The sequence below is a fragment of the Emticicia oligotrophica DSM 17448 genome (assembly GCF_000263195.1).
GTDB classification, from domain to species: domain Bacteria; phylum Bacteroidota; class Bacteroidia; order Cytophagales; family Spirosomataceae; genus Emticicia; species Emticicia oligotrophica.
In genome coordinates, this window is sequence record NC_018748.1 from 867,131 (window position 1) to 891,252 (window position 24,122).

24 protein-coding genes are annotated in these 24,122 nt (G+C 36.6%); 20 read left to right on the plus strand and 4 right to left on the minus strand.

The annotated features are described in order from the left end of the window. Positions 1 to 146 precede the first annotated feature (146 nt). From EMTOL_RS03710 to bla, 6 genes are all read left to right on the plus strand, one after another. Positions 147 to 1,460 (plus strand): M20/M25/M40 family metallo-hydrolase, encoded by a 1,314-nt coding sequence (locus EMTOL_RS03710; protein WP_015027927.1) that lies wholly within the window; start codon positions 147 to 149, stop codon positions 1,458 to 1,460. 231 nt (positions 1,461 to 1,691) lie between these two features. Beyond that, entirely contained in the window at positions 1,692 to 2,018 is a 327-nt protein-coding gene (locus tag EMTOL_RS03715; protein WP_015027929.1) for an ArsR/SmtB family transcription factor, read from the plus strand. After that, on the plus strand, positions 2,008 to 2,505 hold the full coding sequence (locus EMTOL_RS03720) for an SRPBCC family protein (RefSeq protein WP_015027930.1): 498 nt from the start codon (positions 2,008 to 2,010) through the stop codon (positions 2,503 to 2,505). The genes EMTOL_RS03715 and EMTOL_RS03720 overlap by 11 nt, the downstream gene beginning before the upstream one ends. Further along, positions 2,502 to 2,714, plus strand: coding sequence for a hypothetical protein (locus EMTOL_RS03725; protein WP_015027931.1), 213 nt, complete (start codon positions 2,502 to 2,504; stop codon positions 2,712 to 2,714). Before EMTOL_RS03720 ends, EMTOL_RS03725 begins: the two co-directional genes overlap by 4 nt. A 2-nt stretch (positions 2,715 to 2,716) precedes the next feature. Beyond that, positions 2,717 to 3,139, plus strand: coding sequence for a DUF1801 domain-containing protein (locus EMTOL_RS03730; RefSeq protein WP_015027932.1), 423 nt, complete (start codon positions 2,717 to 2,719; stop codon positions 3,137 to 3,139). A gap of 99 nt (positions 3,140 to 3,238) precedes the next feature. Further along, positions 3,239 to 3,994 carry a subclass B1 metallo-beta-lactamase gene (bla, locus tag EMTOL_RS03735; protein ID WP_015027933.1) on the plus strand — a complete coding sequence of 252 codons (756 nt, stop codon included), beginning with the start codon at positions 3,239 to 3,241 and terminating at the stop codon, positions 3,992 to 3,994. Between the two features lie 46 nt (positions 3,995 to 4,040). Here bla and EMTOL_RS03740 read toward each other — a convergent pair whose 3' ends face one another. Beyond that, positions 4,041 to 4,922 (minus strand): helix-turn-helix domain-containing protein, encoded by an 882-nt coding sequence (locus EMTOL_RS03740; RefSeq protein WP_041693883.1) that lies wholly within the window; start codon positions 4,920 to 4,922, stop codon positions 4,041 to 4,043. A 270-nt stretch (positions 4,923 to 5,192) separates the two neighbouring features. On the opposite strand from EMTOL_RS03740, the gene EMTOL_RS03745 reads away from it, so the two are divergent. From EMTOL_RS03745 to EMTOL_RS03770, 6 genes are all read left to right on the plus strand, one after another. Beyond that, positions 5,193 to 5,759 carry a hypothetical protein gene (locus EMTOL_RS03745; protein WP_015027935.1) on the plus strand — a complete coding sequence of 189 codons (567 nt, stop codon included), beginning with the start codon at positions 5,193 to 5,195 and terminating at the stop codon, positions 5,757 to 5,759. 11 nt (positions 5,760 to 5,770) lie between these two features. Beyond that, on the plus strand, positions 5,771 to 6,853 hold the full coding sequence (locus EMTOL_RS03750; protein WP_015027936.1) for a ligand-binding sensor domain-containing protein: 1,083 nt from the start codon (positions 5,771 to 5,773) through the stop codon (positions 6,851 to 6,853). A gap of 39 nt (positions 6,854 to 6,892) precedes the next feature. Continuing rightward, entirely contained in the window at positions 6,893 to 8,029 is a 1,137-nt protein-coding gene (locus EMTOL_RS03755) for a ligand-binding sensor domain-containing protein (protein ID WP_015027937.1), read from the plus strand. 210 nt (positions 8,030 to 8,239) lie between these two features. Beyond that, the gene (locus EMTOL_RS03760) at positions 8,240 to 8,497 is read left to right on the plus strand and encodes a hypothetical protein (protein WP_015027938.1); all 258 of its coding nucleotides are present in this window, start codon (positions 8,240 to 8,242) and stop codon (positions 8,495 to 8,497) included. A 533-nt stretch (positions 8,498 to 9,030) separates the two neighbouring features. Continuing rightward, positions 9,031 to 9,447: an NAD(+)--rifampin ADP-ribosyltransferase gene (gene arr / locus EMTOL_RS03765; protein WP_015027939.1), complete on the plus strand. Its 417-nt coding sequence runs from the start codon at positions 9,031 to 9,033 to the stop codon at positions 9,445 to 9,447. A gap of 8 nt (positions 9,448 to 9,455) precedes the next feature. Continuing rightward, complete coding sequence (locus tag EMTOL_RS03770) at positions 9,456 to 10,178, plus strand: hypothetical protein (RefSeq protein ID WP_015027940.1); 723 nt, start codon at positions 9,456 to 9,458, stop codon at positions 10,176 to 10,178. 57 nt (positions 10,179 to 10,235) lie between these two features. Here EMTOL_RS03770 and EMTOL_RS03775 read toward each other — a convergent pair whose 3' ends face one another. Continuing rightward, positions 10,236 to 12,125 (minus strand): peptidase U32 family protein, encoded by a 1,890-nt coding sequence (locus tag EMTOL_RS03775; RefSeq protein ID WP_015027941.1) that lies wholly within the window; start codon positions 12,123 to 12,125, stop codon positions 10,236 to 10,238. A gap of 199 nt (positions 12,126 to 12,324) precedes the next feature. Here EMTOL_RS03775 and EMTOL_RS03780 point away from each other — a divergent pair, with 199 nt between their 5' ends. The 4 genes from EMTOL_RS03780 to EMTOL_RS03795 all read left to right on the plus strand — a co-directional run bounded on the left by EMTOL_RS03780 (position 12,325) and on the right by EMTOL_RS03795 (position 14,924). Continuing rightward, a complete protein-coding gene (locus tag EMTOL_RS03780; RefSeq protein WP_015027942.1) occupies positions 12,325 to 12,567 on the plus strand; it encodes a hypothetical protein in 243 nt (80 codons plus the stop codon). A gap of 103 nt (positions 12,568 to 12,670) precedes the next feature. After that, complete coding sequence (locus EMTOL_RS03785) at positions 12,671 to 13,033, plus strand: iron chaperone (RefSeq protein WP_041693404.1); 363 nt, start codon at positions 12,671 to 12,673, stop codon at positions 13,031 to 13,033. Between the two features lie 62 nt (positions 13,034 to 13,095). After that, positions 13,096 to 14,079: an alpha/beta fold hydrolase gene (locus EMTOL_RS21645; RefSeq protein WP_015027944.1), complete on the plus strand. Its 984-nt coding sequence runs from the start codon at positions 13,096 to 13,098 to the stop codon at positions 14,077 to 14,079. 20 nt (positions 14,080 to 14,099) lie between these two features. Continuing rightward, positions 14,100 to 14,924 (plus strand): SGNH/GDSL hydrolase family protein, encoded by an 825-nt coding sequence (locus EMTOL_RS03795; RefSeq protein ID WP_015027945.1) that lies wholly within the window; start codon positions 14,100 to 14,102, stop codon positions 14,922 to 14,924. 59 nt (positions 14,925 to 14,983) lie between these two features. Here EMTOL_RS03795 and glgB read toward each other — a convergent pair whose 3' ends face one another. Continuing rightward, positions 14,984 to 16,981, minus strand: coding sequence for a 1,4-alpha-glucan branching protein GlgB (gene glgB / locus EMTOL_RS03800; protein ID WP_015027946.1), 1,998 nt, complete (start codon positions 16,979 to 16,981; stop codon positions 14,984 to 14,986). Between the two features lie 179 nt (positions 16,982 to 17,160). Between glgB and EMTOL_RS03805 the strand changes: the two genes are divergently transcribed. Next, positions 17,161 to 18,423 carry a replication-associated recombination protein A gene (locus EMTOL_RS03805; RefSeq protein WP_015027947.1) on the plus strand — a complete coding sequence of 421 codons (1,263 nt, stop codon included), beginning with the start codon at positions 17,161 to 17,163 and terminating at the stop codon, positions 18,421 to 18,423. On the opposite strand, the gene EMTOL_RS03810 is transcribed toward EMTOL_RS03805, so the two are convergent. Next, positions 18,420 to 19,436, minus strand: coding sequence for a LacI family DNA-binding transcriptional regulator (locus EMTOL_RS03810; RefSeq protein ID WP_015027948.1), 1,017 nt, complete (start codon positions 19,434 to 19,436; stop codon positions 18,420 to 18,422). The two genes, EMTOL_RS03805 and EMTOL_RS03810, sit on opposite strands and share 4 nt — an antisense overlap. A 299-nt stretch (positions 19,437 to 19,735) precedes the next feature. Between EMTOL_RS03810 and EMTOL_RS03815 the strand changes: the two genes are divergently transcribed. The 3 genes from EMTOL_RS03815 to EMTOL_RS03825 all read left to right on the plus strand — a co-directional run bounded on the left by EMTOL_RS03815 (position 19,736) and on the right by EMTOL_RS03825 (position 24,079). Next, positions 19,736 to 20,491 (plus strand): SDR family oxidoreductase, encoded by a 756-nt coding sequence (locus tag EMTOL_RS03815; RefSeq protein WP_015027949.1) that lies wholly within the window; start codon positions 19,736 to 19,738, stop codon positions 20,489 to 20,491. Positions 20,492 to 20,570: 79 nt separating this feature from the next. Next, positions 20,571 to 21,401 (plus strand): 5-dehydro-4-deoxy-D-glucuronate isomerase, encoded by an 831-nt coding sequence (kduI, locus tag EMTOL_RS03820; RefSeq protein ID WP_015027950.1) that lies wholly within the window; start codon positions 20,571 to 20,573, stop codon positions 21,399 to 21,401. 308 nt (positions 21,402 to 21,709) lie between these two features. After that, entirely contained in the window at positions 21,710 to 24,079 is a 2,370-nt protein-coding gene (locus EMTOL_RS03825; protein ID WP_015027951.1) for a glycosyl hydrolase family 28 protein, read from the plus strand. The last annotated feature ends 43 nt before the right edge of the window (positions 24,080 to 24,122 follow it).

Sequence of the window (24,122 nt, forward strand, 5' to 3'; positions counted from 1 at the left end):
TGGGATTATTGTTTATTAGAAAATATATCTAAAGCAAGGCAAAAAATAATTCGATAACAAACCATAAACAAAGAATTATTCTTCTTCAATGAATGCCTTTCGAAAATTCACTAAATTGGCATTTAATTTCAATAAACTAAACAACTATGAAAATAACTTTACGTGTAAGTATTGCTTGGTGTGTGTGTTTATCCTCTTTTGTATACGCCTTTTCACAAGAAGATGAGGCAGGTAAAACCGCTAAAATTGCTCCAGAATACCAAAAAGAAATTGCTCAATTAGCACAAAACAAGCAAATTCAAGCCGCGTTTCAATTAATTTTCTCAGAAAATAAACGAAATAGAGAAGAGCTTATCATGCTCAACGAAATTCCGGCACCTCCATTCAAGGAAGAAAAAAGAGCGGTTCGTTTTGCAGCCATGCTCAAAGAAGCAGGAGCCGATTCAGTTTGGATTGATAAAGTGGGCAATGTCATTGCCCTACGCAAAGGTAAGAATGCTAATCGTTGTGTGGCACTTGATGCACACCTCGACACCGTATTTCCTATCGAAACCGATGTAAAAGTAAAATTCAAAGGCGATACACTATATGCCCCAGGCATAGGCGATAATACTCGTGGTTTGATTCTCCTGCCTTCTATCTTAAGAGCAATGGAAGTAGCAAAAATCGAAACTCAAGCAGATGTTTTATTTATCGGAACAGTGGGAGAAGAAGGACTGGGCGATTTACGTGGTGTAAAGTATTTATTCAGTGGTGAAGGCCGAAAAATAGACTCTTGGATTGCCGTTGATGGTGGCGATATTAGCAGAGTAAACACAATGGGTCTTGGTTCGTATCGCTATCGAATCACTTTCCGTGGGCCGGGCGGACACTCGTGGGGAGCATTTGGTTTGGCCAATCCTCAACATGCTTTGGGTTCTGCTATTCACTATTTTTCAACCGCGGCTGATAAATACACCAAGTCTGGAGCTCGTACAAGTTATAATGTTGGGCGTATTGGTGGAGGTACTTCGGTCAATTCTATCGCGTTTGAATCTTGGATGGAAATAGACATGCGTTCAGAATTTCCTGATAACCTCAATCAAGTTGATGCTATTTTGAAAGCTTCTGTAAAAAGAGCATTAGACGAGCACAACGCTATGAAGCGAATGGGACCTCCTCTAACGGTTGATGTTGTCAAAATCGGCGACCGCCCATCGGGAGAGTTACCAGAAACCCTGCCTTTGATACAAAAAAGCATGGCAGTTTCATCGTTTTTTGGTGAAACACCGCAAATCACAAGAGGTTCTACCAATTCAAATATCCCTATTTCAAAAGGTATTCCAGCCGTTACAATTGGTAGAGGTGGCAAAAGTGGCAACGCTCATGCACTCAATGAATGGTGGTACGATTTTGAAGGATACAAAGCTATTCAAGCTGCTTTATTAACTTTGGTTGCTGAGGCGGGTATGGCCAAATAAGAATCATTAAAACATATAATCCATTCGTTGGAAGCATTAAAAGTTTCAACGAGTGGATTACTTATCTTCCTTAGACTGTATTTATATTGGGGCTTCATCTCTACTTTTGAAACATCAAAATTCTCATCTCTCCTTAATAAAATTTGTAAAAAAATAAACAATGCTTGCGAAACCGAATAGTTGCACATATATTTGCAACCATTCGGTTTCTTAAATTAAAAATCATAATAAATGAGGCGAGATATTTTTCAAGCAATTGCCGACCCAACCAGACGAGGGATTATTGCCCTCATTGCCTTACAATCAATGACCCCAAATTCTATTGCCGAAAATTTCAATATTACCCGTCAAGCGGTATCGAAGCATTTACGTATTCTTACAGAATGTGAACTTGTAAAACAAGAGCACCAAGGAAGAGAAATTTATTATTCGCTTGAGATTGAAAAAATGAAAGAAATTGATATCTGGCTTGAACAATACCGCAAGATTTGGGAAACTCGTTTCAACCAACTTGACAATTTATTGAACACTTTAAAAAACACAAAAAATGAAAAATGACCTATTCTTTGACTTCATCGTAGATAAAACGGCTAAAAAAGTATTCATCACAAGAGAGTTTGATGCCGAGTTAGCGTTGGTTTGGGATGCTTTTACAAAAAAAGAACTACTTGACCAGTGGGTAGCTCCTGCCCCAATGAAATCAATGACAAAATACATGAATTTTGAGGTTGGTGGAAAACGATTTTATGCCATGGTAAGTCCTGAAGGGCAAGCTCGTTGGGCAATTCAAGAATATACTTCGATTACGCCAAAGACCAATTTCAAAATGTATAATACCTTTGCCGACGAAAATGAAAATCCCGAACTTCCAGGTTCAGAATGGGACTATAATTTCAGCGAAGAAAACGGCATTACCAAAGTACATATTGAGGTGTATAATGAATCTTTCGAACGCATGGAAAACTTACTGGAGGGCTTCAAAATTGGTTTTACTTTATCACTTACCAACTTAGAGCGTCTATTGGAGGCTCAATCTCAACAATGATTTTTGTTTTCAAAACTTCTGTAAAAACAAAAAAGCAAATAAAAGCCATCAAACCTTCTCTCAACCAATTATTATTACCCAATGCCAAATGGAACTTTGACCTAGAAGACCATGATAAAATATTACGAATTGAGGCTGAGGAAGATATAGTTTTGAGGGTTCGGCATTTGCTAAGTATTCATAATTTTCACTGCGAAGAATTAGATTGAAAATGAATATCCAGGCACAAATCCAAGCGTATATAGAAAGTTTACCTACTTCCAAACAAGCTGATATACAAGCCTTACACCAAAGGCTAATTCAGATTTTTCCCAACTGTAAAATATGGTTCTTTGATGGAAAAAACGAAACAGGTAAAGTAGTTAGTAACCCCACCATTGGATATGGAACACTTGAAATGAAATATGCCAATGGTAAAACAAAAGAATGGTTTAGGATTGGAATCAGTACAAACCAATCAGGTATTTCAGTGTATCTGCTTGGCATTGAGGATAAAAAATATTTAGACCAAACTTATGGCCAAAAACTAGGCAAAGCAAGTACAAGTGGATATTGTATCAAGTTTAAAAAGCTGCAAGAAATCAATATCGAAGTGCTTGAAGAGGCTATAAAAGATGCTTATTCCCGGATTTAATTCTCGACTTCAAATCACACAAAAAAGTATTAGATTCTTTCCAAAAATAAAGTAAAATAATTACTAATTTTGAGTAAAATCATACACATAAAAAACAAAATGAAAAAGCTAATTTACGTGCTATTAACTACCCTCATTACTTCTTCAATTTTTACTTGTATTGCTCAAAAAAACAAAACATTTAAAACAAAAGAAGTGCACAAAACTGATGCCTTGGTAATCAATCAGATTGCAGCAAATGCCTTTCAACACATTTCGTTTAAACAAACCAACGATTTTGGCTACGTACCTTGCAATGGCCTTGTAATAAGAAATAACAATGAAGCATTTGTGTTTGATACACCAACCAATGATAAGAGTTCTGAAGAATTGATTAAGTGGATTACCGAAACATTACATTGCAAAATCAAGGGTGTTATTCCGACCCATTTTCATGATGATTGTTTAGGAGGTCTGAAAGCATTTCATGACCATCAAATTCCTTCTTACGCTAATCAGAAAACCATCGAATTCGCTCAAAAAAATAATTATATAGTACCTAAAAATGGTTTTAGTGAAAACCTGACCATTAAAGTTGGTAAAACGGTAATTTCTGCCCAATATTTTGGAGAAGGTCACACTCAAGACAACGTAGTTGGATATTTTCCGAGCGAAAACATCATGTTTGGGGGATGTTTGATAAAAGAAGTAGGTGCCAGCAAAGGTTATCTTGGCGATGCAAATATTGCGGAATGGTCTAATACCGTTGAAAAAGTAAGAAAAAACTACCCGAATGTAAAGGTAGTTGTACCGGGCCACGGTGAACCGGGCAACCAAAAATTACTTGACTATACAATCAAATTATTTAGGAAATAAACTTCTAAATATCAAGGTTTCTAACTAATAAAATGAAGGTCTTTCATTAAACCTCCAACTTATACCCTTTTCCATGAATATTTGTAATTTTCACGTTAGGATCTTGACTTAATTTTTTTCGAAGTTTAGAAATAAACATATCCAAACTTCGTCCAACAATTACCCCCTCATCTTCCCAAACCTCTTTTTGAAGTCGATTACGGTCGATAATTTGATTAAGGTTATAAGCAAAAATGCTAAGTACTTTAGCTTCTTTGATAGTAAGAGAAATTTTTTCTTCCTCATAAATCAATAATAATTCATCGGGGAAGAACTCATATTTCCCAACCAAAATAGCTGTATTGGAGGCATCGTTTTCATTATTTTGAGGTTCTGTTGAAACAGAACTCTTCGTGTTTTTCATTCTCTGCCACCCAAAAAAAACTAAGCTTATACTCAAAAAGCTGAGACCTAACAGATAAAAATTTTTGCTCAACCAATTGGCCTCTTCAAATTTGATATTGATACAATATCGCATATTCGGCTGTTGGCGTCCTAAGCAAGGTACAATATTCTTTTTCTCAATTCCTAAAATGGCATATCCAAAAATTACTTTCGAAGTATTACATTCGATTACATTTACGATATAATTATCAGGTAAATGATTACTCGAAATCACTTTATCAATAATACGTACGAGTGAATCGGGTTTGAATGAAAAACTACTTTCAAAGGGAATCTCAAATTCATTTTCAGCCAAGCGATTGACAGGTAAGATTCTTGAAGAAGTATCACCCGTATATCGTAGGACACGATGGGCAATTTCTCGCATAATAATTACTTCCTTTGCAGCGTCAAAATCACTATTGTCAGATTTTTCTGCAACAAACGAAACAATCGTAAAAAGCAAGCAGCTTACGATGAAAAAAGGGAGAATCTTAAATTTCATAGACAAAAATAAGCATTCTAAAGTAGAAAAAATTGTTTTTACAATCATTTTACAAGTCATTTACAGTCTATTTACAAGGCTTTTACCAATTTTATACTTTCAAGCCTGTAGATTTGTTGAAAATTCTGAGGCTTAGTTAAACGTAATTTTAAAGGAAATAGCTTGTCTGATAATTTTAAAAAAATCATCCGATATTATCACGCATACAGCCAAGGCATGCCTTGGCTGTACAACGCAATAGCATTATTATTGATTAAACATGCAAAAAATATGAAAAAACTCATTTATGTACTGGTATTACCCTTAGTTGTATTAGGCGGACTGGTATTTGCCAATCGTGAAATTAAAAAAGAAACGCCTAAAATCTCTTCTCCCAAAAAACTCACAGTTGCTGAAATGAAAGCTGCAAGGAAACAATGGGAGGCCTCGCCTGATGGTGTTATGTACAAAAAATGGGAAGAATCTCCTGCAGGTAAAAAAGTGTATGCTAGTGCGGCTAAAGTAAGGAGATTTACTAAGGAATCTACCAATATGGAGGGAGTTATAACTTCACTTTCTCTTCCAGCTGGCTCAAGATTAGGTTTCGGAGTAATGGTAAAGATTAATGGTGAAGATTATATTCTTGCCTTCGGACAAGCAAACGCTGGCAAAAGTATTTGGGATTTTAACGACGAATTTGAGCAATTACGTAGTTTGAAAATTAACGATAAAGTAACCATAAAAAGCCATGTCGTATCGTACGCACCCAAGTATGCATTTCCGATTTTAGCAGGCGACTATGTTGAACGAGATAGTAAAATAATCTATAAACGTGCTCCTCGCCAAGGCGGTTGTTAAGCAAATAAATCATGAAATACGCACAAATTTATATGTTACTTTTGCTGGTTGCTTGTTGTACTTCTTGCAACGGACAAGTAAAATCAAATGTCTCCAAACCTATTCCTAAAGTTATAAGAAGCTTTAAGACAGTTCCTTTAACACATGACCTTGATACCACCTTGGTTAGCCAATATATCAGAAGTATTTTTCAAGATTCAAAAGGGAATATGTGGTTTGGAACAATTAGCGAGGGTGTAGTAAAGTATGATAAAGAAACCTTGACTTATTTCTCTAATCCAGAGGATTTTTATAACCAAACCGTGTATGCCATAAATGAAGATAAAGATGGAAATATGTGGTTTGGTACTGACCAAGGGGTTTACAGATACGACGGTAAAATTTTTAAAAACTATAACCCAAAAGATGGACTAAATCATGTGGATATAACCAGAAAAGGGATTTTGGTCGATAAATCTGGCAATATTTGGGTGGGAACGCATGGAGGTGTTTACCGATATGACCCGATGGCAGATAGCGAAGGACGAAAAAGTTTTTCATTGTTCAAAGAATTGGGCTCGCTAAATATTGCGGGTATTATGGAAGACAAAAGTGGAAACATTTGGTTTGCCACTTCCGAAAATGGAGTATTTCGTTATGATGGAAAAATAATAACTAATATTGCCGAAAAAGTTGCATTGGGCGAAAACTATGCAGGCGGTATTGCACAAGATAAAATGGGCAATATGTGGTTTACGATGAAAAATGGTATCTGTAAATATGACCCCTCGGCTTCACTCAGGGCAGGTGGTAAAACGCTAACAGAATATACCACCAAAGACGGCTTGGGAGGAACAGAATTTTGGGGAATATACATTGAAGAATCAGGTATTATTTGGGTAACGGCTCGGGGAAGTACAACAAGGTTTGACCCTTCAATTCCTTTACCTAACCCAAAAGCATTTAAGGTGTTTACACCCGCCGATGGCCTTAATTGCTGTGTACAAAGTATGTTTCAAGATAAAGATGGAAATATGTGGTGGGGAACAGGTCAAGGTCTTTATCGATTCGAAGGCACTCGCTTTTATCAAGTAAAAAAAACTGGTCCGTGGTAATAAAATTATTTATACATTAAGCATTTTATTGATTAAAATATGAAAATCTATTCGCTATTATTTGCACTGTTATGGCTTCAAGGCTGCCACAGTAAAGCTCAAAATGAAGTATCTTATCCTAAACTTGTTATTCCTGCGGGAACGGGGCAGTATTGTTTTATCAGAAGTATCATGCAAGATAAAGCAGGCAATATTTGGTTCGCTACTTCCGGAGCAGGTGTCTATCGTTATGATGGGAAAGGATTTGTAAATTTTACTACCAAAGATGGGCTCAATAATAATCTAGTTAATTGTATGCTTGAAGATTCTAGAGGAAATATTTGGGTTGGCACTAAAGACGGTGTTTCTAAATTTGATGGTAAACGCTTTAATGACTTCGCCTTACCATGGACTCGAACACCAATTACTAGCCCATTTTTTCGTCAAACCGTACCGCAAAAAGGATGCATGCCTCAAGCCAATAAAACCGTGTTGAGTATGTTACAAGATAAAATGGGAAATATTTGGTTTGGTACACAAGATGAAGGAGTAATTCAGTACAACGGAAAAACATTTACCGAATTCTTAGCAAATGAAGGCCCCTTAGGGAATGATGGGTTTCATCATGTCGCAATCTTTAATATGTATCAAGAAAAATCGGGGAATATTTGGTTTGGGTCGTATCGTTATGATGGCAAAACTTTCAAGAATTTCCCTTTTATCGAAAATACATCCGATTCATCGGACATTGTGGTGAGAAGTTACAAAGATATGCTCGAACAAAAAAGTTTTTTTAGCTCGACCAATAATATTTTGGAAGATAAAAAAGGAAATCTATGGTTAAATCATTCATGTCGCTATGGTGTAGCCAAATATGATGGTAAAACAATTACAAATTTTACGGATAAAGATGGTTTATGTGACAATATAGTCAGAGCAATAGCGGCAGATAAAGAAGGTAATATTTGGATTGGTAGTAAACGTAAAGACGCTCGTGGTATGAAAGAAGGTTGTATAAGTATCTATGATGGTAAAGCATTTAGAGCATTTTCGACCGAAAAAATGAGTAATAGCTCGGTTGAAAGTCTTTTTGTTGATAAAGATAATAATATTTGGATTGGAACGCGTGAAGTTGGTCTCTATCGCTACGATGGCAAAACTTTAACTGCATTTACTGAAAAACAAGTAAATAATTAGACTACACTATTTTATGAAAAAGAAAGCCCTTATAGTTATGCTATAAGGGCTTATTATTTTTGTACAAATCTTTTATCATTGCTCATTGAATTAATTCAAGGACTAAATAAAGTCTTTTTTAATTTAATATTTGGAAAATCATTAAGTTTTGAAAAACTTTTGCTAAACTGGAAAGTTAATTTGTAAATCAAAGATATAAACGTTTAAGATATGAAAAAGACATACGACCAAATGACTTTAGAAGAGCTACAAAAACAAGAGAAAACGGTAAAAACTGTTCGTAGCATTTTTGTGGTTATAGGTATTTTATTGATAGTTTCAAACATATTCATTATCTCAAAAGAAGGTTTTAGTATTTCCTCAATTATCCCTTTTAGTTTTCTTCCCTTATACATACTTATTTTTTACTCAAGTAATAAAAATCTAAAATTGATTCAAGAAGAAATCAATAAAAGAAACAGTTTATAACATTTATATCATAGTTCTATTTATACTTACATAGTTTAGTATATTAAACCCTTATTCTCCCATCCAGCTTTTTTGTACTTCGGCTTGCTTTATACTAAGTTTTTCTTGCATACTTAGAATGAATTTCCTTACGCCTGTTTTCACGTCAAGCTCTTCTTTTAAGTCTAAGCCCGCTACCGATAAATTTTGAGGAAGTTTTATGTCCGCAATTGGCTGATAAAATTGTGGTATTGATTTATAGGTTGAAAAAATAATAGAAGAATTACCTTATAGATTGTAAGGCCTTTCGCATCAAAGTTTAAAAATGTTCCAGAAGAACTAAATATTGGTAGAAAAAGGTGTTTTGGGAAATATTTTGCTCCATCGGAGCTATACGTTAAGTACCTACGGCACTTAAATTTTAAAATATAGCTCTTATTTTACCAATATTTAACCTCTAAAGAGGTAACAAAATTTTGATACGGCAGCCCTAAACTGATTGCCACAGTTCTGCTTTTATAATAAATTGCAAGATTATTTTTAAAACCTCAATTATGAAAAACGCTAATACAAAATCTGAAATCTTAGACTATGGCCCATTTTATCACGGAACAAAAGCCGATTTAAAAGTAGGTGATTTACTCACAGCAGGGTTTGCCTCAAACTACAAACCCGAAATAATAATGAATCATATATACTTCACCGCTCTACCCAACGGGGCTGGACTTGCCGCAGCATTAGCCAAAGGAGATGGCCCCCAACGAGTCTATATCGTTGAACCAACGGGGAACTTTGAAAATGACCCCAATGTTACAGACAAGAAATTTCTCGGTAACCCAACGCGTTCGTATCGAAGTGCAGAACCCTTAAGAATTGTTGGTGAATTGACAGAATGGGTAAGACAAACACCCGAAGAAATAACTCGATGGAAAGAAGCCTTGGCTAAAAATACTGGAGAAATTATCAATTAAGAAACCAAATGTTACTCGAAGAAATCGTAGAAAAATCTTATAAACTTTTTGAAAGCTACACAATTGGCCAAACTTTAGATGTTTGCAAACGGTGTTGTGTTAGCGATGCCGATGAAGCACGCTTAATAAATACTCCTCTAAGAGCGGTTTCGAGTTCGGTTTTGAGGTCAGGTTATTTTGAATCGGCAAGGGCCTATTCTGACCGCGAACTTTGGGAAATGAAGCATTTTCTCCCGAGAGTATTAGCACTCGTTAGTAATTTCGATTTTCCGACTGTATCAGTAGAAGAAGTATTTCTAAGATTAGAACTACATAAACCAGAGTATTGGACAAACGAAGAATTACAATTATTACAAGATTTTTCGGTCGAATTCTTTAAAAAGTGCTTATTGTTTTATCCATATTCACCTGACGGCGACGACCTTAGCTCTTATTTAACGATGTTTGCCGTTGCCAACTTTCAATTAAAACCTATCTTAGATGCGTGGACCAACGCTGAAAGTATCGAAAGTACATTTCAATTCAAAGACTTTATCTTGTACAGTTTCAATCCACAAAATCAAAGTACTTTTAAAACATCTTTTAATAAAACCATATCAAATTGGCTGAGTGATGCTTCTGTAAAAAAAAGATTTTCGATAAAAATAGACCAAATTTTGACAGAAAATAAAAACTTAGACCTCGATACTTTACAAGAATTAAACTTATTAAGAGAACTCATAAATATGTAAACAAAAAGCCATCTGAGGATTAAAATCAGACGGCTTTCTAGTTATTCATAGAGCAAATTATCTACTTACATAGCCAATTTGTTCGTCTTCATCTTCGTATTCTAATTCGGCATCTTTTTCCCAAATTTCCATTTCGCAAGGCTTGCAATTAAACTTCAATTTATATTCGTTTTCGCCGTGTTTGAGTGTTAATGGTTCTACGAGTTTCTCTCCCATGGTATCTCTTTGATATTTCGAGCATTTACCTAATTCATACTTTACGCAGTATTTGGTAGTCATTACGCGAGATTTTCCAGGGTCCCATTGTAATTCAAATGCTTTTTCGATTTCTGATACACCATGACGTGTATAAAATGCTCTCGCCAAACGATTCGAAACGTTGTAAGTATAATCTAAAGCACTTACAGGATAAGGATGGGTGGTTTTCTGAATTGGAGCTTCTTCACGGTGGTATTCCGCCACACGAATATCAACCAATTGTTCGAGTACTTCTCTTCTAATTTCATTGACTTTAGAAATAGGCAAGAACCAGTTTCCTGAGAAATCAACCTCAATATCATCAACAATAAATGGCGTATTACCCGTTTTTGCTAAGTTTTTCTTGATGTTCGGGATAACAGATTCAGCAGAATTAGCCAAAACTTTTTCGGCCTTCATTTCCACTGTATTTTGATGACCATCTTCGTCGATAGCCTTTAATTGAAAACCATCGGCAGTTTCAGTGAAATAAAGTTTAACTCCAATTTTACGCACCGCACTGTTTTCCTTTTCTACCATTTTATTAAATTCTGCATCAGAATTTCGGTAAATAAGTGTGCCTACGGGCAAAGGTTTGAACGTATTTGGAATAACGATATTATTGAAAATCACATTAATTTGTGCACCATCAGCTTCGCCATTGGCATTGATAAAATATAGCCCATCGCCATTATTGAGTTTTTCATAATTTTCAATAATATAACCATTGGCTTTAATTTCAAGCACTTTACCAATATATTGCCCTTGCGATTTTGGGCTCTCCCAGTTACCAATTCTTTCTTTGCGTTTATTTACAAAATAATCGGTATAACCTCTATTAAAACTTCTATCCATTTCTGGCTCGAAATTATAGAATGTTCGTCCAGAAGACGCTTTTTGGTATTTATCAGTATTTGCTTCCAGGAAAGTATCTAGTTTCTTTCTTAAATACGAAGTATTGTTTTTCACATAAACAATATCCTTCAAGCGGCCTTCAATCTTAAACGAGCAAATTCCCGCTTCAATGAGGTTGGGCAATTGGTCACTCAAATCTAAATCTTTGATTGAAAGTAAGTGGCTATTTTCGATGAGCGTAGTTCCATTACCATCAATTAGTTGATAAGGCAAACGACAATTTTGGGCACACGAACCACGATTGGCACTACGTTCGCCTCCTGCAATACTCATGTAGCAGTTTCCGCTAAACGATACACACAATGCCCCCGACACAAAAAACTCAAGTTCCACATCGGTTGCCTCATGAATTTCTCTGATTTGGTCTAAATTCAGCTCTCGGGCTAAAACCACACGTTTCATACCTGCGTCTGCCAAGAATTTTACATGCTTGGGGTCTCGGTTGTTGGCTTGCGTACTGGCATGAATCACGATTGGCGGCAAATCCATTTCCATTACGGCCATGTCTTGCACAATGAGAGCATCTACACCAATATCGTACAATTTGTAAATTAATTCTCGGCAGGCTTCTAGTTCATCATCATATAAAATAGTGTTGATTACCACAAAAACCTGAGCTTTAAATAAGTGTGCGTAGCGAACCATCTCGGCAATTTCTTCAACCGTGTTGGTAGCATTAGAACGAGCCCCAAACTGTGGTCCACCAATATATACAGCATCTGCACCGGCGTTGATTGCGGCCATCCCTTGAATCAGATTTTTAGCAGGTGCAAGAATTTCAATTTTCCTTTTCATACGATAATGTCGTACTGATAATTTTAGTTTTGTTCGAAATGACTACAAAAGTACGAAATACTTGCCATAAAATTCGGTAAAATGATTATTTTCAGCCCTTCTCAAGACTTAAAACACTTAAATTAAGCCATCCAAACCTCGAATATGATTATTATTTCACTATATTTGTCTTTGTTGTTTACTCAAAAAATAGATATTTATGAAAGAAAATCCTTACTCTAAAATGTCGTTGGAAGAACTCGAAGCAAAAGCAAAGAATCTGAAAAAAGCAGCTTCAATATTCACAGGGATGCTTTTAGTTTTGGGCTTTGCAGTTACGTTTTTGGCTATTCGTCAAGGATTTAGTTCGATGACTCTAGTACCAACTGCCCTACTTCCGATTTTTATCATTAACCTTTTTAGCTTGAATGCTATTCAGAAAGAAATCAATTCAAGAAAATAAGAAATCGAAAATGTCGTAAATACCCCCTTAATTAGTCGTTTTTACAAAGCCATTCAACAAGCAGTTTTGCATACATTTGTCAATGCGAAACCTACGCAAAATTATGGAAAAGAAAAACTACAAAAATATTGATGATTACATTGCCGATTACAGCCCCGAAGTTGGCGAACTGCTGAATCAAATTAGGCATTGTATTCAAGAAGTTGCCCCAGAAGCCCAAGAGGTTATCAGCTACAATATGCCGGCTTTCAAACAAGGAAAGATTTTAGTTTACTTTGCAGCATTCAAAAATCACATTGGGTTTTATGCCTTACCATCAGGCAATGCTGCGTTCAGTGAAGCCTTATCTAAGTATAAAGTTGGAAAGGGTTCTATACAATTTCCATTAAACCAAGCTATTCCATTCGATTTAATCAAAGAAATGGTAGCATTTAGATTAGAAGAGATAAAGCAAGGAAAAAGATAAAGTTTGATTGTTTCTTTTAGATTTCTGAATAGCTTTGTTTTTTGAAAACTATTCAATCGACAATGAAAAAAATCTTTCTTTTCCTATCGTTTATTTCTTGCCATTTTTTCGCTCAAAGTCAAGTAAAAATTGCCAATATTGGTGATTTTACAACAATAAAAGGTGCAATCATTAAAGATTGTAAAATAGGGTATCTTACACTTGGTCAACTCAATTCATCAAAAAGTAATGCCATCCTTTTTCCAACATATTTTTCGGGCAAAAGTACCGATATTAAAGGCTCGGCAGCCGCTTGGGTTGATACCACAAAATTTTGTGTAATTTTGGTTGATGCCCTTGGGAATGGTATTTCTTCAGCCCCATCGAATACTGAAAACTTCCCCGAAATAAGTATTCGAGATATGGTTAATTCTCAGTACATTTTCCTTACAAAAACCCTATCAATCAGTCACTTACACGCCATTATGGGTGTTTCGATGGGTGGAATGCAAACTTTTGAATGGATGGTGGCCTACCCTAATTTTATGACTAAGGCTATTCCAATTGTTGGCTCTCCAAAACAATCTTACTATGATGTACTTCTTTGGAAAGCTGAATGGGATGCCATAGAAACCGCAGGAAATAATCCCGATGCACGCCGTGAAGCAATGCGTAAAGTAGCCGAAATACACAATCTACATTTGTTTACACCTGCTTATTGGAATAAATCGAAAAAAGCAGATGAAGCCTACAATGATATTCAGAAAATGGGCGATGATTATACAAAAGGGAATCACCCCGAAAACTGGATTTCTCAGATTAAAGCCATGCTTGGGCAGGATATTTATCAATCTTCTGGAAAATCTATGTCTGAAATTTCGGGACATATCAAAGCTCAAACCATGATTATTGTGGCCACCCAAGACCAAATGGTAAATCCTGCTTCTGCCATTGAGTTGGGTAAAATATTAAATGTAAAAATTGTTGAACTCACTGGCAACTGTGGACACGTAGCTACCGCCTGTGAATCGGACAAGGTACGTGAGGCAGTTAGAAGCTTTTTATAAAATTCCAAAAAATTCAACCCATGAAAAAAGTCTTTCTTCTAAGTTTCATCTTAATCAGTTTTCTCTCATTTAGGCCCAAAGAAATTACTTGGGTAGCCATTGGTGACTCAATTACGTATCTAAACGACCACCCCGAACAAACAGGAAATAGGGTCAAGAAAGGTTATATGACAATGGTTACGGAGAAACTTCCCCATATCAAGTTTATCAATCAAGGACATAATGGTTGGACTTCAGGCGGAATTGCTGAAAAAATCAATGAACTTGGTTTAGTTTCTGCAGATGTTTACTCGGTATTTTTAGGCACAAACGATTGGTGGCGTGGACGTCCATTGGGTAAAATTGAAGATTATCAGAATAATACTGGTAATAATACTGTCTATGGTTCATTTCGAATTATTATTGATAAACTAAAAAGTCTGAATCCTAATGCAAAGATAATTTTACTTACCCCACTTCAAAGAGGTGATTTTGTCTATATATCCAATATGAAAAACAATGCTTATGGCTCTTATCGTGCAAAAAACGAGCAAAATTTAGCTCAATTTGCCGAAGCAGTAGTCAATATTGCCAAAGTTGAAAACATTGTTGCTTTAGACCTCTTCAATAAAAGTGGTATTACGCTCAACAATATGGTAAATTTCAAGCGATTAAAAGACCCACAAACCAGTGAATATAAAAATTTTAAATATCCTGCTTACGTAGATGTGCCTTTTAATCCAGAAAAAGACGAATATCCCTATCCTACCGAAGCTATTAACATGACCTACGATGGTTTGCATCCATCTGATAAGGGCAATGCGGCAATCGCCAAAATGCTTATCAAAGAAATGAAGAAACTATAAAGCAAAAAGCCAGCATTTCTAAATGAAAGCTGGCTTTTTTTTAAATTATTATATATTCATTATCTAAACTTCAATACAACCGCTCCTAATGGTGGCAGCGAAAGTTCAACTGAATTAGGTTTTCCGTGCGTTGCTACTGCTTGTGTTTTCACATCACCATTCACAACACCACTTCCCCAATATTGTGTTTTATCACTATTAAATACCTCAGCGTAAGTACCTGCATTTGGCACACCAACACGGTAGTTGGTACGTGGTACAGGCGTAAAGTTTAACACAACAATCAGATTATCTTTTTCATTAAATCCTTTACGAGCATAAACAATTACCGCATTATCTCGGTCGCTGGTATCAATCCATTCAAAACCCTCTGGACTAAATTGTTTATCAAATAAAGCACCTTCCGCTCGATACAGTTTGTTTAGGTCTTTAATCAATTCGCTTACACCTTTATTCGGTTGATTATTGTACAAATGCCAATCAAGGCTTTGTTGGAAATTCCACTCGGCAAACTGAGCAAACTCACCACCCATAAAGAGTAATTTTGCACCAGGGTGTGTAAACATATAAGCAAATAACAAGCGTAGATTGGCAAATTTACGCCATTCATCGCCAGGCATTTTATCAATTAAAGAGCCTTTTCCATATACCACCTCATCGTGTGAAAGTGGTAACATAAAGTTTTCGGAGAATGCATACACCAAACTAAAGGTAATATCATTTTGGTGCCATTTACGATACATTGGGTCTTTAGCAAAATAGCGAAGCGTATCGTTCATCCAACCCATCATCCACTTCATGCCAAAGCCCAAACCACCTGTATAAACTGGGCGAGAAACACCTGGAAAAGCAGTTGATTCTTCTGCAATGGTCTGTGTATCAGGGAAACTCTTATATATTTCTTCGTTAAGTTCTTTAAACAATGAAATTACTTCCAAATTTTCACGACCTCCAAAAACATTCGGAACCCACTCACCTGCATTACGAGAATAATCTCTATATAACATAGAAGCTACCGCATCTACTCGCAAACCATCAGCATGGAAGCGGTCGAGCCAAAAAATAGCATTACTAATCAAAAATGAGCGTACTTCGTAGCGGCCGTAATTAAATATATAGCTTTTCCAATCTGGGTGATATCCTTCGCGTGGGTCTTCATGCTCGTATAGGGCAGTTCCATCAAAACGATAAAGACCATGTGCATCACCTGGGTAATGTGAAGGAACCCAGTCGAGCAATACACCAATTCCATTCATGTGGAGTTGCTCAATGAGATACATAAAATCTTGTGGTGTACCAAAACGGCTACTCGCCGCAAAATAACCCGTAATCTGATAACCCCATGAAGGTTCATAAGGGTGCTCCATGATTGGCATAAACTCTACATGGGTAAAGCCCATTTCCTTTACGTAAGGAACCAATCTATCAGCCACCTCACGGTACGAAAGACGTCGGTCATTATCAGATGGATCGCGTTGCCATGAGCCAAAATGCACCTCATAAACTGAAAGTGGAGCAGTCAAAGCATTCTTCGCACGACGGGTTTTCATCCAATCTTGGTCTTTCCATTCATACCAAGTATCCCAAACGATTGAAGCCGTTTGTGGTGGATGCTCCCAACGAAGGGCATAGGGGTCGCCCTTTTCAATATCAGCTCCGGTATTTGAAGCAATAAAGTATTTATAAACCTCTCCATTTCCAATGTTCGGAATCCAACCTTCCCAAATACCTGAGCCATCCCAACGAGGATTTAGTGGATGTTCACCACGATTCCAACCATTGAAATTACCAATAACCGACACATAAGTAGCATTAGGAGCCCAAACAGCAAAGAGTGTACCCGTAACTCCCTGATTTTGAACCACATGAGACCCCAACTTTTCGTACATTCGGTAGTGTTTGCCTGAGCGAAAAAGCGAAATATCGAAGTCGGTTAAAAGAGAAAATGATTCAACCTTGCCAAAACTCGGGGTAGATACTACCGCTTGCGACTCCGCATTTACAGGTTCTTGTTCGGTACTTGTTGCTTTTTTTGAAGAAGTTGCTTTTTTTGCCATAAGGTTAAAGTAAATGTAATTAATTGGTTGAATAATATTCAAAATGAGTTACCATACTCAATTTGCTGACAACTTTTAGGTTTAGTTTATGTACGCCTTACTTACAGAATCTTCTGCAAACAAGATACAACAAATGTATCAAAATTATACTTTTGCTCAAATATTCTAAGAAATAAAAAATGTCAGCACCACTCGCCGAACGATTACGCCCAAAAAAATTAGATGAATACATCGGGCAGGAACATATTTTAGGCAAAAATAAGCCTCTTCGCACTGCCATTGAAGCCAATCTTGTGCCTTCAATGATTTTGTGGGGTCCCCCAGGCACTGGTAAGACTACACTTGCTTTGCTCATAGCAGAGGCTACTAAAAGGCAATTTCATCAACTCAATGCAATTAGCTCTGGCGTTAAAGAACTTCGTGAAGTAATTGGCAAAGCTACGGGACTTTTTCCACCGATTGTTTTCATAGATGAGATTCATCGCTACAATAAATCTCAGCAAGATTCACTACTTGCCGCCGTTGAAAAGGGTTCAATTACACTCATAGGTGCAACAACCGAAAACCCTTCTTTCGAGCTTAATAGTGCGGTGCTTTCACGTTGTCAGGTATATATTTTAGAAGCTTTCGGACAAAAAGAATTGAAAGCACTTACCGATAGAGCTATTACAGAAGATTCTATACTCAAAGAAAGAAATATAAAAGTTGAGTCTTATGATGCCTTGATGCGTTTATCAGGAGGTGATGGGCGAAAATTGCTCAATTTGCTAGAAATGATTACTTTTTCATATCCACCTGATGCTGAAATCGTTATCACTGATGATTTGGTTGAGGAAGTAGCTCAACGAAACATTGCTCGTTATGATAAATCTGGCGAACAACACTACGATATTATTTCGGCCTTTATAAAATCACTTCGTGGCTCTGACCCTAACGCCGCTCTTTACTGGATGGCTCGCATGATTGTAGCAGGAGAAGACCCCGAATTTATTGCCCGAAGAATGTTGATTTTAGCATCAGAAGATATTGGCAATGCCAACCCAACGGCAGTTATCATGGCCAATAATTGTATGCAAGCCGTTAGAGTAATCGGGTATCCTGAATGTAGAATTATTCTTTCACAAACAGCCATTTATTTAGCTACTTCTCCAAAATCGAATGCTTCGTATATGGCCATTGATGCGGCGATTGCCTTAGCTGAAAAAACCGCCCATTTACCAGTACCACTGGCTCTACGCAATGCTCCAACCAAATTAATGAAAGAAATTGGCTATGGCAAAGGTTATATGTATTCGCATAATTATGCAGGAAATTTTGCCAAACAGAACTTCCTACCCAATGAGTTGAAAGGCACGAAAATTTACGAACCAAGCAATAATGCCCGTGAAAACGAAATCAGGAAACAATTACAAGCTTGGTGGGCAGAATGGTATGGATACTAACTTAAATCAGAACTTTTCCTAATAACCATTTCTGTTGGTATCTTGATTGTTTTTAAATGTTCGGCGTTACGTTGCTTTTTCTCAATCAAATCTACAAGTAATTCAGCGGCCGTTTGTCCAATTTCAAAGGCTGGTTGAACAATCGTACTAAGTGATGGGGCAAGTAAATGTGCTACCTTTAAGTTTGTAAAACCAATAAATGAGAGTTTATCTGGCACAGAAATTCCTAGTTCTTTCAATGCCGAAAAACAATCTAAGGCCAATCTATCACTTGTAGTAAAGATGGCATCAGGTTTTTGGTTCTCAATCAAATTGAAAATTAACTTTTGAGCCTCTTCTGGCTCAAATCCACAGTATTTTACAAAGGATTCGTCATAAGGAATTTGATATTTTTCAAGGGCCGTTTTATAACCCATCAACCGCTCTTGTGAAATAGATAATAGAGATGGACTTGTGACATGAGCAATTCGGCGACGACCCGATAAAATAAGGTGTTCGGTAGCCTTAAATGCTCCATCAAAATTATCAGCTACAACTTTATGAGCTTCTATCTTCTCCGAAACACGGTCAAACAAAACTAAAGGAAGCTTTTTAGCTTGAATATCTAACAAATGAGATACATTTTCTGTCTGTCCAGAAAGTGAAATTAATAAACCATCCACTTTACGAGCAATTATGTGCTGTACATTTTTTATTTCACGCTCATAAGACTCATGACTTTGAAAAATAACTACGTGGTATCCACGCTTATTAGCTACATCCTCAATGCCGTTGATGGCCTGTGAGAAAAAATTATTAGCAATTTCCGGCACTATAACTCCAATCGTTCGGCTTTTATTTTCCTTTAAACTCAAAGCAATCGGGTTGGGCGAATAGTTTACCTTATCGGCATACTCAAGCACCATTTTTTTGGTTTCAGCATTAATTTCATAACTACCACGTAAAGCTCTCGAAACCGTTGAGGTTGAGAGATTTAGTGCTTTGGCAATATCTTTTATCGTAACGGCCTCCAATTCTCAAATCTTAATAAAGTACAATTTTTGCTTTTCTATTTCTAACACAACAAATCAATACAATGCTTTATCTTTACTCCAATAAAGAGTTTCCTTATGCATAATTATCTAATAAAACTTTTTTCGATAACGTTCCCGATAACGATTGCATAAAGATTATAGACAAAATACTTGTACTTAAAATATTCTTGTTGCATCTTAGAAAAGTCAAATATAAACAACATTAAATACTGAAAAAGAAAAATTCAAGGAATTTTACATTTTTGGCATTGAAAATATCAATATAAATAAAAAAGTACATGTTTAGTTTACCTGGAAAAATCGCATTAGTAACGGGTTGTAATAAGGGCATCGGAAAAGGTATTGCCATCGGATTGGCCGAAGCAGGAGCCGATATTATTGGGGTATCTGCGAGCATCGAATTGAGTGGTAGCGAAGTCGAAAAGGAAGTATTGGCATTGGGTCGCAAATTCAAAGCCTACCAAGCCGACTTTAGTGATAGAGATAGCCTTTATGCCTTTATTGGAAAAGTGAAAAACGATTTTTCAGTTATTGATATTCTTATCAATAATGCAGGAACAATCATGCGTAAGCCCGCAGCCGAACATCCAGATGAATATTGGGACAGAGTGATTACAATAAATCTCGATTCTCAATTTATTCTTGCCCGCGAAATTGGTCGTGATATGGTTGCAAGAGGTTCAGGGAAAATCATTTTTACAGCATCTTTACTTACATTTCAAGGCGGAATCAATGTACCTGGCTACGCAGCTAGCAAAGGTGCCATTGGCAGTTTGGTTAAAGCTTTAGCTAACGAATGGGGTGGAAAAGGTGTAAATGTTAATGCAATTGCACCGGGCTATATTGCTACCGATAATACAGAAGCATTACGCAATGACCCCGAAAGAAGTTTATCAATTTTAGGTCGTATCCCAGCTGGTCGTTGGGGTGAACCACAAGATTTTAAAGGTCCAGCAATATTTTTAGCCTCATCTGCCTCTGACTATGTTCATGGAACAATCCTAACCGTTGATGGTGGTTGGATGGGAAGGTAATACTTTCAAATCTTTATAAATAAGTTTACAAAATAGATTATTAACATAAATTAGGTTCCCTTAGAGGGTTTGGGGTTTTATGCAAACAAGATACGAGAGTAGTCCGAAAGAGACAGCAACAATGAATACTGCTGAATTACGTAATAATTTTTTAGTAGAGACATTATTTACTACTAATCAAATACATCTTACCTATTCACATTATGACCGTATGATTTTAGGTGGCATCATGCCAACCAACGAAGTACTTACTTTGGGGACTTATACGGAATTAAAATCAGAATACTTTTTAGAAAGAAGAGAACTAGGGATTATCAATGTAGCAGGTGATGGCAAAGTAGTAGTTGATGGTCAAGAGTACCATGTAAATAAATTAGATTGTTTATATGTAGGGCGTGGAGCAAAAGATATTTCTTTCAGTAGCATCAACGCTGAAACTCCAGCGAAATTCTTCGTTCTATCTTGCCCAGCTCATAAAGAGTATCCAACACAACTCATGACTAAAGAAACGGCTTCACCTGCTCACATGGGAGCCGTAGAAACGGCTAATCAACGTACAATTTATAAATATATTCACTTAGATGGTATCAGAAGCTGTCAATTAGTAATGGGGCTTACTGTCTTACAAAATGGAAGTGTTTGGAATACAATGCCTTCACACACACACGACCGCCGCATGGAAGTATATTGCTACTTCGATGTGCAAGATGGTCAGGGTGTTTTACACTTGATGGGTCAACCACAAGAAACTCGTCATTTATGGGTGAGCAATCACCAAGCAATCATTTCTCCACCGTGGTCAATACATTCAGGCTGCGGAACAACCAACTACTCATTTATTTGGGGAATGGCAGGCGAAAATCAATCTTTTGCTGATATGGATTTTGTTGCCATTAACGAATTAAGATAAACCCATTATAATTAAAGAATTTACAGATTTCTCTCATTTCTATAAAGAATAAGTGATTTCACGATGAGTTTTTTTCATTTGCTAACTTTCTGACACTTTTTAAAAGTGTTTGGTGAAATTGATGATTTAGCTATGAAGAAATATCAATTTAATCCTATAACAATCATTACTACACCTATTATTTAACAAATAAAGCCTCCACTTCTGAGGGGGCTTTTTCCATAAAAATCCAAAACATTTTATATCAATATATCCAAATCTATTCTATCTATAAAAGCCTATTAATAAATCATTTATTGCTTTTTTAAATGAAAACCCAAACCTTATATCGCTTATCACTGCTTACATTACTTTTGTGGGCAAATTCGGCTTTTCGATTAGTCAATACAACTGAAGAAAAGCCCAGAATTTTCTTAATTGGAGATTCTACTTGTGCCAATAAAAATCCCTATGATGCTCCAGAAACTGGCTGGGGGCAGGTACTCCCCGAGCTATTTATGAATGTTGTAGAAATTCAGAATCACGCTGTTAATGGTAGAAGTACAAAAAGTTTCCGAAATCAAGGTTTATGGAAAAAAGTACATGACCAATTACACAAGGGCGACTTCGTATTCATTCAGTTTGGACATAATGACCAAAAAGAATCGGACACAACTCGCTACGCAGCGGCACAAACCGATTACCGCAAAAACTTAATTCGATACATTGAGGAAACTCAAGCCAAAGGAGCTACTCCAGTTTTACTCACACCTGTTATGCGTAGAAAGTTCGATGAAAGTGGAAAGTTCGTTGACCAGCACGGCGAGTATCCTGTTGTGGTAAGAGAAATCGCTAAACAACTTAATGTACCGTTGATTGATATGCATATTTCTACGCAAAAAGTAATCGAACAACATGGCGTAGAAGGGTCAAAAAAAATCTTTATGAATATTGCTGGCAGTATCTATCCTAAATTTCCAAAAGGAATTGAAGACAATACCCATTTTACTACCTATGGAGCAAGACTAATGGCTAATTTAGTGGCAGAAGGTTTAGTCAACATCGGTCATCCGCTCAGAAATTTCTTAAAGAAAACCGAGTTTAAAGATAAATATACCTACGAATTACCAATTACCTATCGACCAGTTTTCAGAAAAGACACCTTCAATATTTCAAGATACGGAGCCAAAGCTGACGGAATTACAGTAAATACTAAAGCCATAAATCAAGCCATCGAAATTTGTAATGCAGCGGGTGGTGGAACAGTTTTAGTACCAAAAGGACTTTGGGTTACCGGTCCGATTGTATTGAAAAGTAATGTAAATCTACACCTTGAAAAAGGAGCTTTACTACAATTCAGCAAAAATTATGATGATTACCCAATCGTACTTACAACTTGGGAAGGCCAAGAATCTTACCGTTGCCAAGCACCTATTTGGGGCGTTGATTTAGAAAACATTGCCATTACGGGTGAAGGCGTACTCGATGGTGGTGGAGATGCCTGGCGTGCGATTAAAAGAGAAAAACAAACTGCGGGCCAATGGGCTAATTTGATAAAATCGGGTGGTGTGGTTGATGAAAAACAAAATAACTGGTATCCTTCAGAAAAATCATTAAAAGGAAATATGATTCCAAATGCTGGTAGAATCTTGAATGGGGTTAAGCCAACGCCTGAGGAATTGGCCTCTTATAAAGATTTTCTACGCCCAAATATGTTGAGTCTGACTCGTTGCAAAAATATCATTATTGAAGGAGTAACTTTCCAAAATTCACCAGCTTGGACAATGCACCCACTTTTATGTGAGCATATTACAGTGAAAAATGTAAACGTGAGCAATCCTTGGTACGCACAAAATAGCGATGCCATAGATTTAGAATCTTGCCGAAACGGTGTGCTTGAGGGTTGTACTTTCTCTACTGGTGATGATGGGATTACCATCAAATCGGGCCGAGATGAACAAGGACGCAAACGTGGTGTTCCGACAGAAAATTTTGTCATTAAAGATTGCATCGTTTATCATGCACACGGGGGCTTTGTGATTGGCTCTGAGATGTCAGGCGGTGTTCGAAATATGTTTATTTCAGATTGTACATTCATGGGTTCTGATGTTGGTCTACGTTTCAAAACTGCTCGTGGTCGTGGAGGTGTAGTTAATAATATTTATGTCAATAATATTAATATGACCGATATTCCGGGCGAGGCAGTGCTTTTTGATATGTATTATGCTGCTAAAGACCCTGTGCGTGCCGATGGTAAAGAAAACGAACTTCCAGTAATAAAGGCTGAGCCATTAGGAGAAGGCACACCACAATTCAAAGACTTTTATATTCAGAATATTGTATGTAAAGGAGCTGAGACTGCTATTTTAATTCGTGGTTTACCAGAAATGACCATCAAAAATATCAATATCGAAAATGCAATGATTGAAGCAAACAAAGGCTTAGTTTGTGTAGAAGCGGAAGATGTTTCATTGAAAAATATTACACTTCTAACCAAAGATAAAACTATTATGCAAGTACAAAATAGTAAAAATGTTGTGCTAGACAACATTAAATATGCCGATGGGAAAGATGTACTATTGAAAGTAATGGGCGATAAATCGGCCGATATCCACCTCATCAACACCGATACCAAAAAAGCAAAAAGTGATGTAGAGTTAGGTATCGGGGTAAAAAGTAAAGTCGTAAGTAAAAAGTAAATTAATTGCTACTTTGAGTAAAAACAAAGGCTGCAAATTGCAG

What these genes read in the sequence shown, in the direction of transcription:
- EMTOL_RS03710 (WP_015027927.1), top strand. Translation starts at nt 147, where the DNA reads ATGAAAATAACTTTACGTGTAAGTATTGCTTGGTGTGTGTGTTTATCC.
- EMTOL_RS03715 (WP_015027929.1), top strand. Translation starts at nt 1,692, where the DNA reads ATGAGGCGAGATATTTTTCAAGCAATTGCCGACCCAACCAGACGAGGG.
- EMTOL_RS03720 (WP_015027930.1), top strand. Translation starts at nt 2,008, where the DNA reads ATGAAAAATGACCTATTCTTTGACTTCATCGTAGATAAAACGGCTAAA.
- EMTOL_RS03725 (WP_015027931.1), top strand. Translation starts at nt 2,502, where the DNA reads ATGATTTTTGTTTTCAAAACTTCTGTAAAAACAAAAAAGCAAATAAAA.
- EMTOL_RS03730 (WP_015027932.1), top strand. Translation starts at nt 2,717, where the DNA reads ATGAATATCCAGGCACAAATCCAAGCGTATATAGAAAGTTTACCTACT.
- bla (WP_015027933.1), top strand. Translation starts at nt 3,239, where the DNA reads ATGAAAAAGCTAATTTACGTGCTATTAACTACCCTCATTACTTCTTCA.
- EMTOL_RS03740 (WP_041693883.1), bottom strand. Translation starts at nt 4,922, where the DNA reads ATGAAATTTAAGATTCTCCCTTTTTTCATCGTAAGCTGCTTGCTTTTT.
- EMTOL_RS03745 (WP_015027935.1), top strand. Translation starts at nt 5,193, where the DNA reads ATGAAAAAACTCATTTATGTACTGGTATTACCCTTAGTTGTATTAGGC.
- EMTOL_RS03750 (WP_015027936.1), top strand. Translation starts at nt 5,771, where the DNA reads ATGAAATACGCACAAATTTATATGTTACTTTTGCTGGTTGCTTGTTGT.
- EMTOL_RS03755 (WP_015027937.1), top strand. Translation starts at nt 6,893, where the DNA reads ATGAAAATCTATTCGCTATTATTTGCACTGTTATGGCTTCAAGGCTGC.
- EMTOL_RS03760 (WP_015027938.1), top strand. Translation starts at nt 8,240, where the DNA reads ATGAAAAAGACATACGACCAAATGACTTTAGAAGAGCTACAAAAACAA.
- arr (WP_015027939.1), top strand. Translation starts at nt 9,031, where the DNA reads ATGAAAAACGCTAATACAAAATCTGAAATCTTAGACTATGGCCCATTT.
- EMTOL_RS03770 (WP_015027940.1), top strand. Translation starts at nt 9,456, where the DNA reads ATGTTACTCGAAGAAATCGTAGAAAAATCTTATAAACTTTTTGAAAGC.
- EMTOL_RS03775 (WP_015027941.1), bottom strand. Translation starts at nt 12,125, where the DNA reads ATGAAAAGGAAAATTGAAATTCTTGCACCTGCTAAAAATCTGATTCAA.
- EMTOL_RS03780 (WP_015027942.1), top strand. Translation starts at nt 12,325, where the DNA reads ATGAAAGAAAATCCTTACTCTAAAATGTCGTTGGAAGAACTCGAAGCA.
- EMTOL_RS03785 (WP_041693404.1), top strand. Translation starts at nt 12,671, where the DNA reads ATGGAAAAGAAAAACTACAAAAATATTGATGATTACATTGCCGATTAC.
- EMTOL_RS21645 (WP_015027944.1), top strand. Translation starts at nt 13,096, where the DNA reads ATGAAAAAAATCTTTCTTTTCCTATCGTTTATTTCTTGCCATTTTTTC.
- EMTOL_RS03795 (WP_015027945.1), top strand. Translation starts at nt 14,100, where the DNA reads ATGAAAAAAGTCTTTCTTCTAAGTTTCATCTTAATCAGTTTTCTCTCA.
- glgB (WP_015027946.1), bottom strand. Translation starts at nt 16,981, where the DNA reads ATGGCAAAAAAAGCAACTTCTTCAAAAAAAGCAACAAGTACCGAACAA.
- EMTOL_RS03805 (WP_015027947.1), top strand. Translation starts at nt 17,161, where the DNA reads ATGTCAGCACCACTCGCCGAACGATTACGCCCAAAAAAATTAGATGAA.
- EMTOL_RS03815 (WP_015027949.1), top strand. Translation starts at nt 19,736, where the DNA reads ATGTTTAGTTTACCTGGAAAAATCGCATTAGTAACGGGTTGTAATAAG.
- kduI (WP_015027950.1), top strand. Translation starts at nt 20,571, where the DNA reads ATGCAAACAAGATACGAGAGTAGTCCGAAAGAGACAGCAACAATGAAT.
- EMTOL_RS03825 (WP_015027951.1), top strand. Translation starts at nt 21,710, where the DNA reads ATGAAAACCCAAACCTTATATCGCTTATCACTGCTTACATTACTTTTG.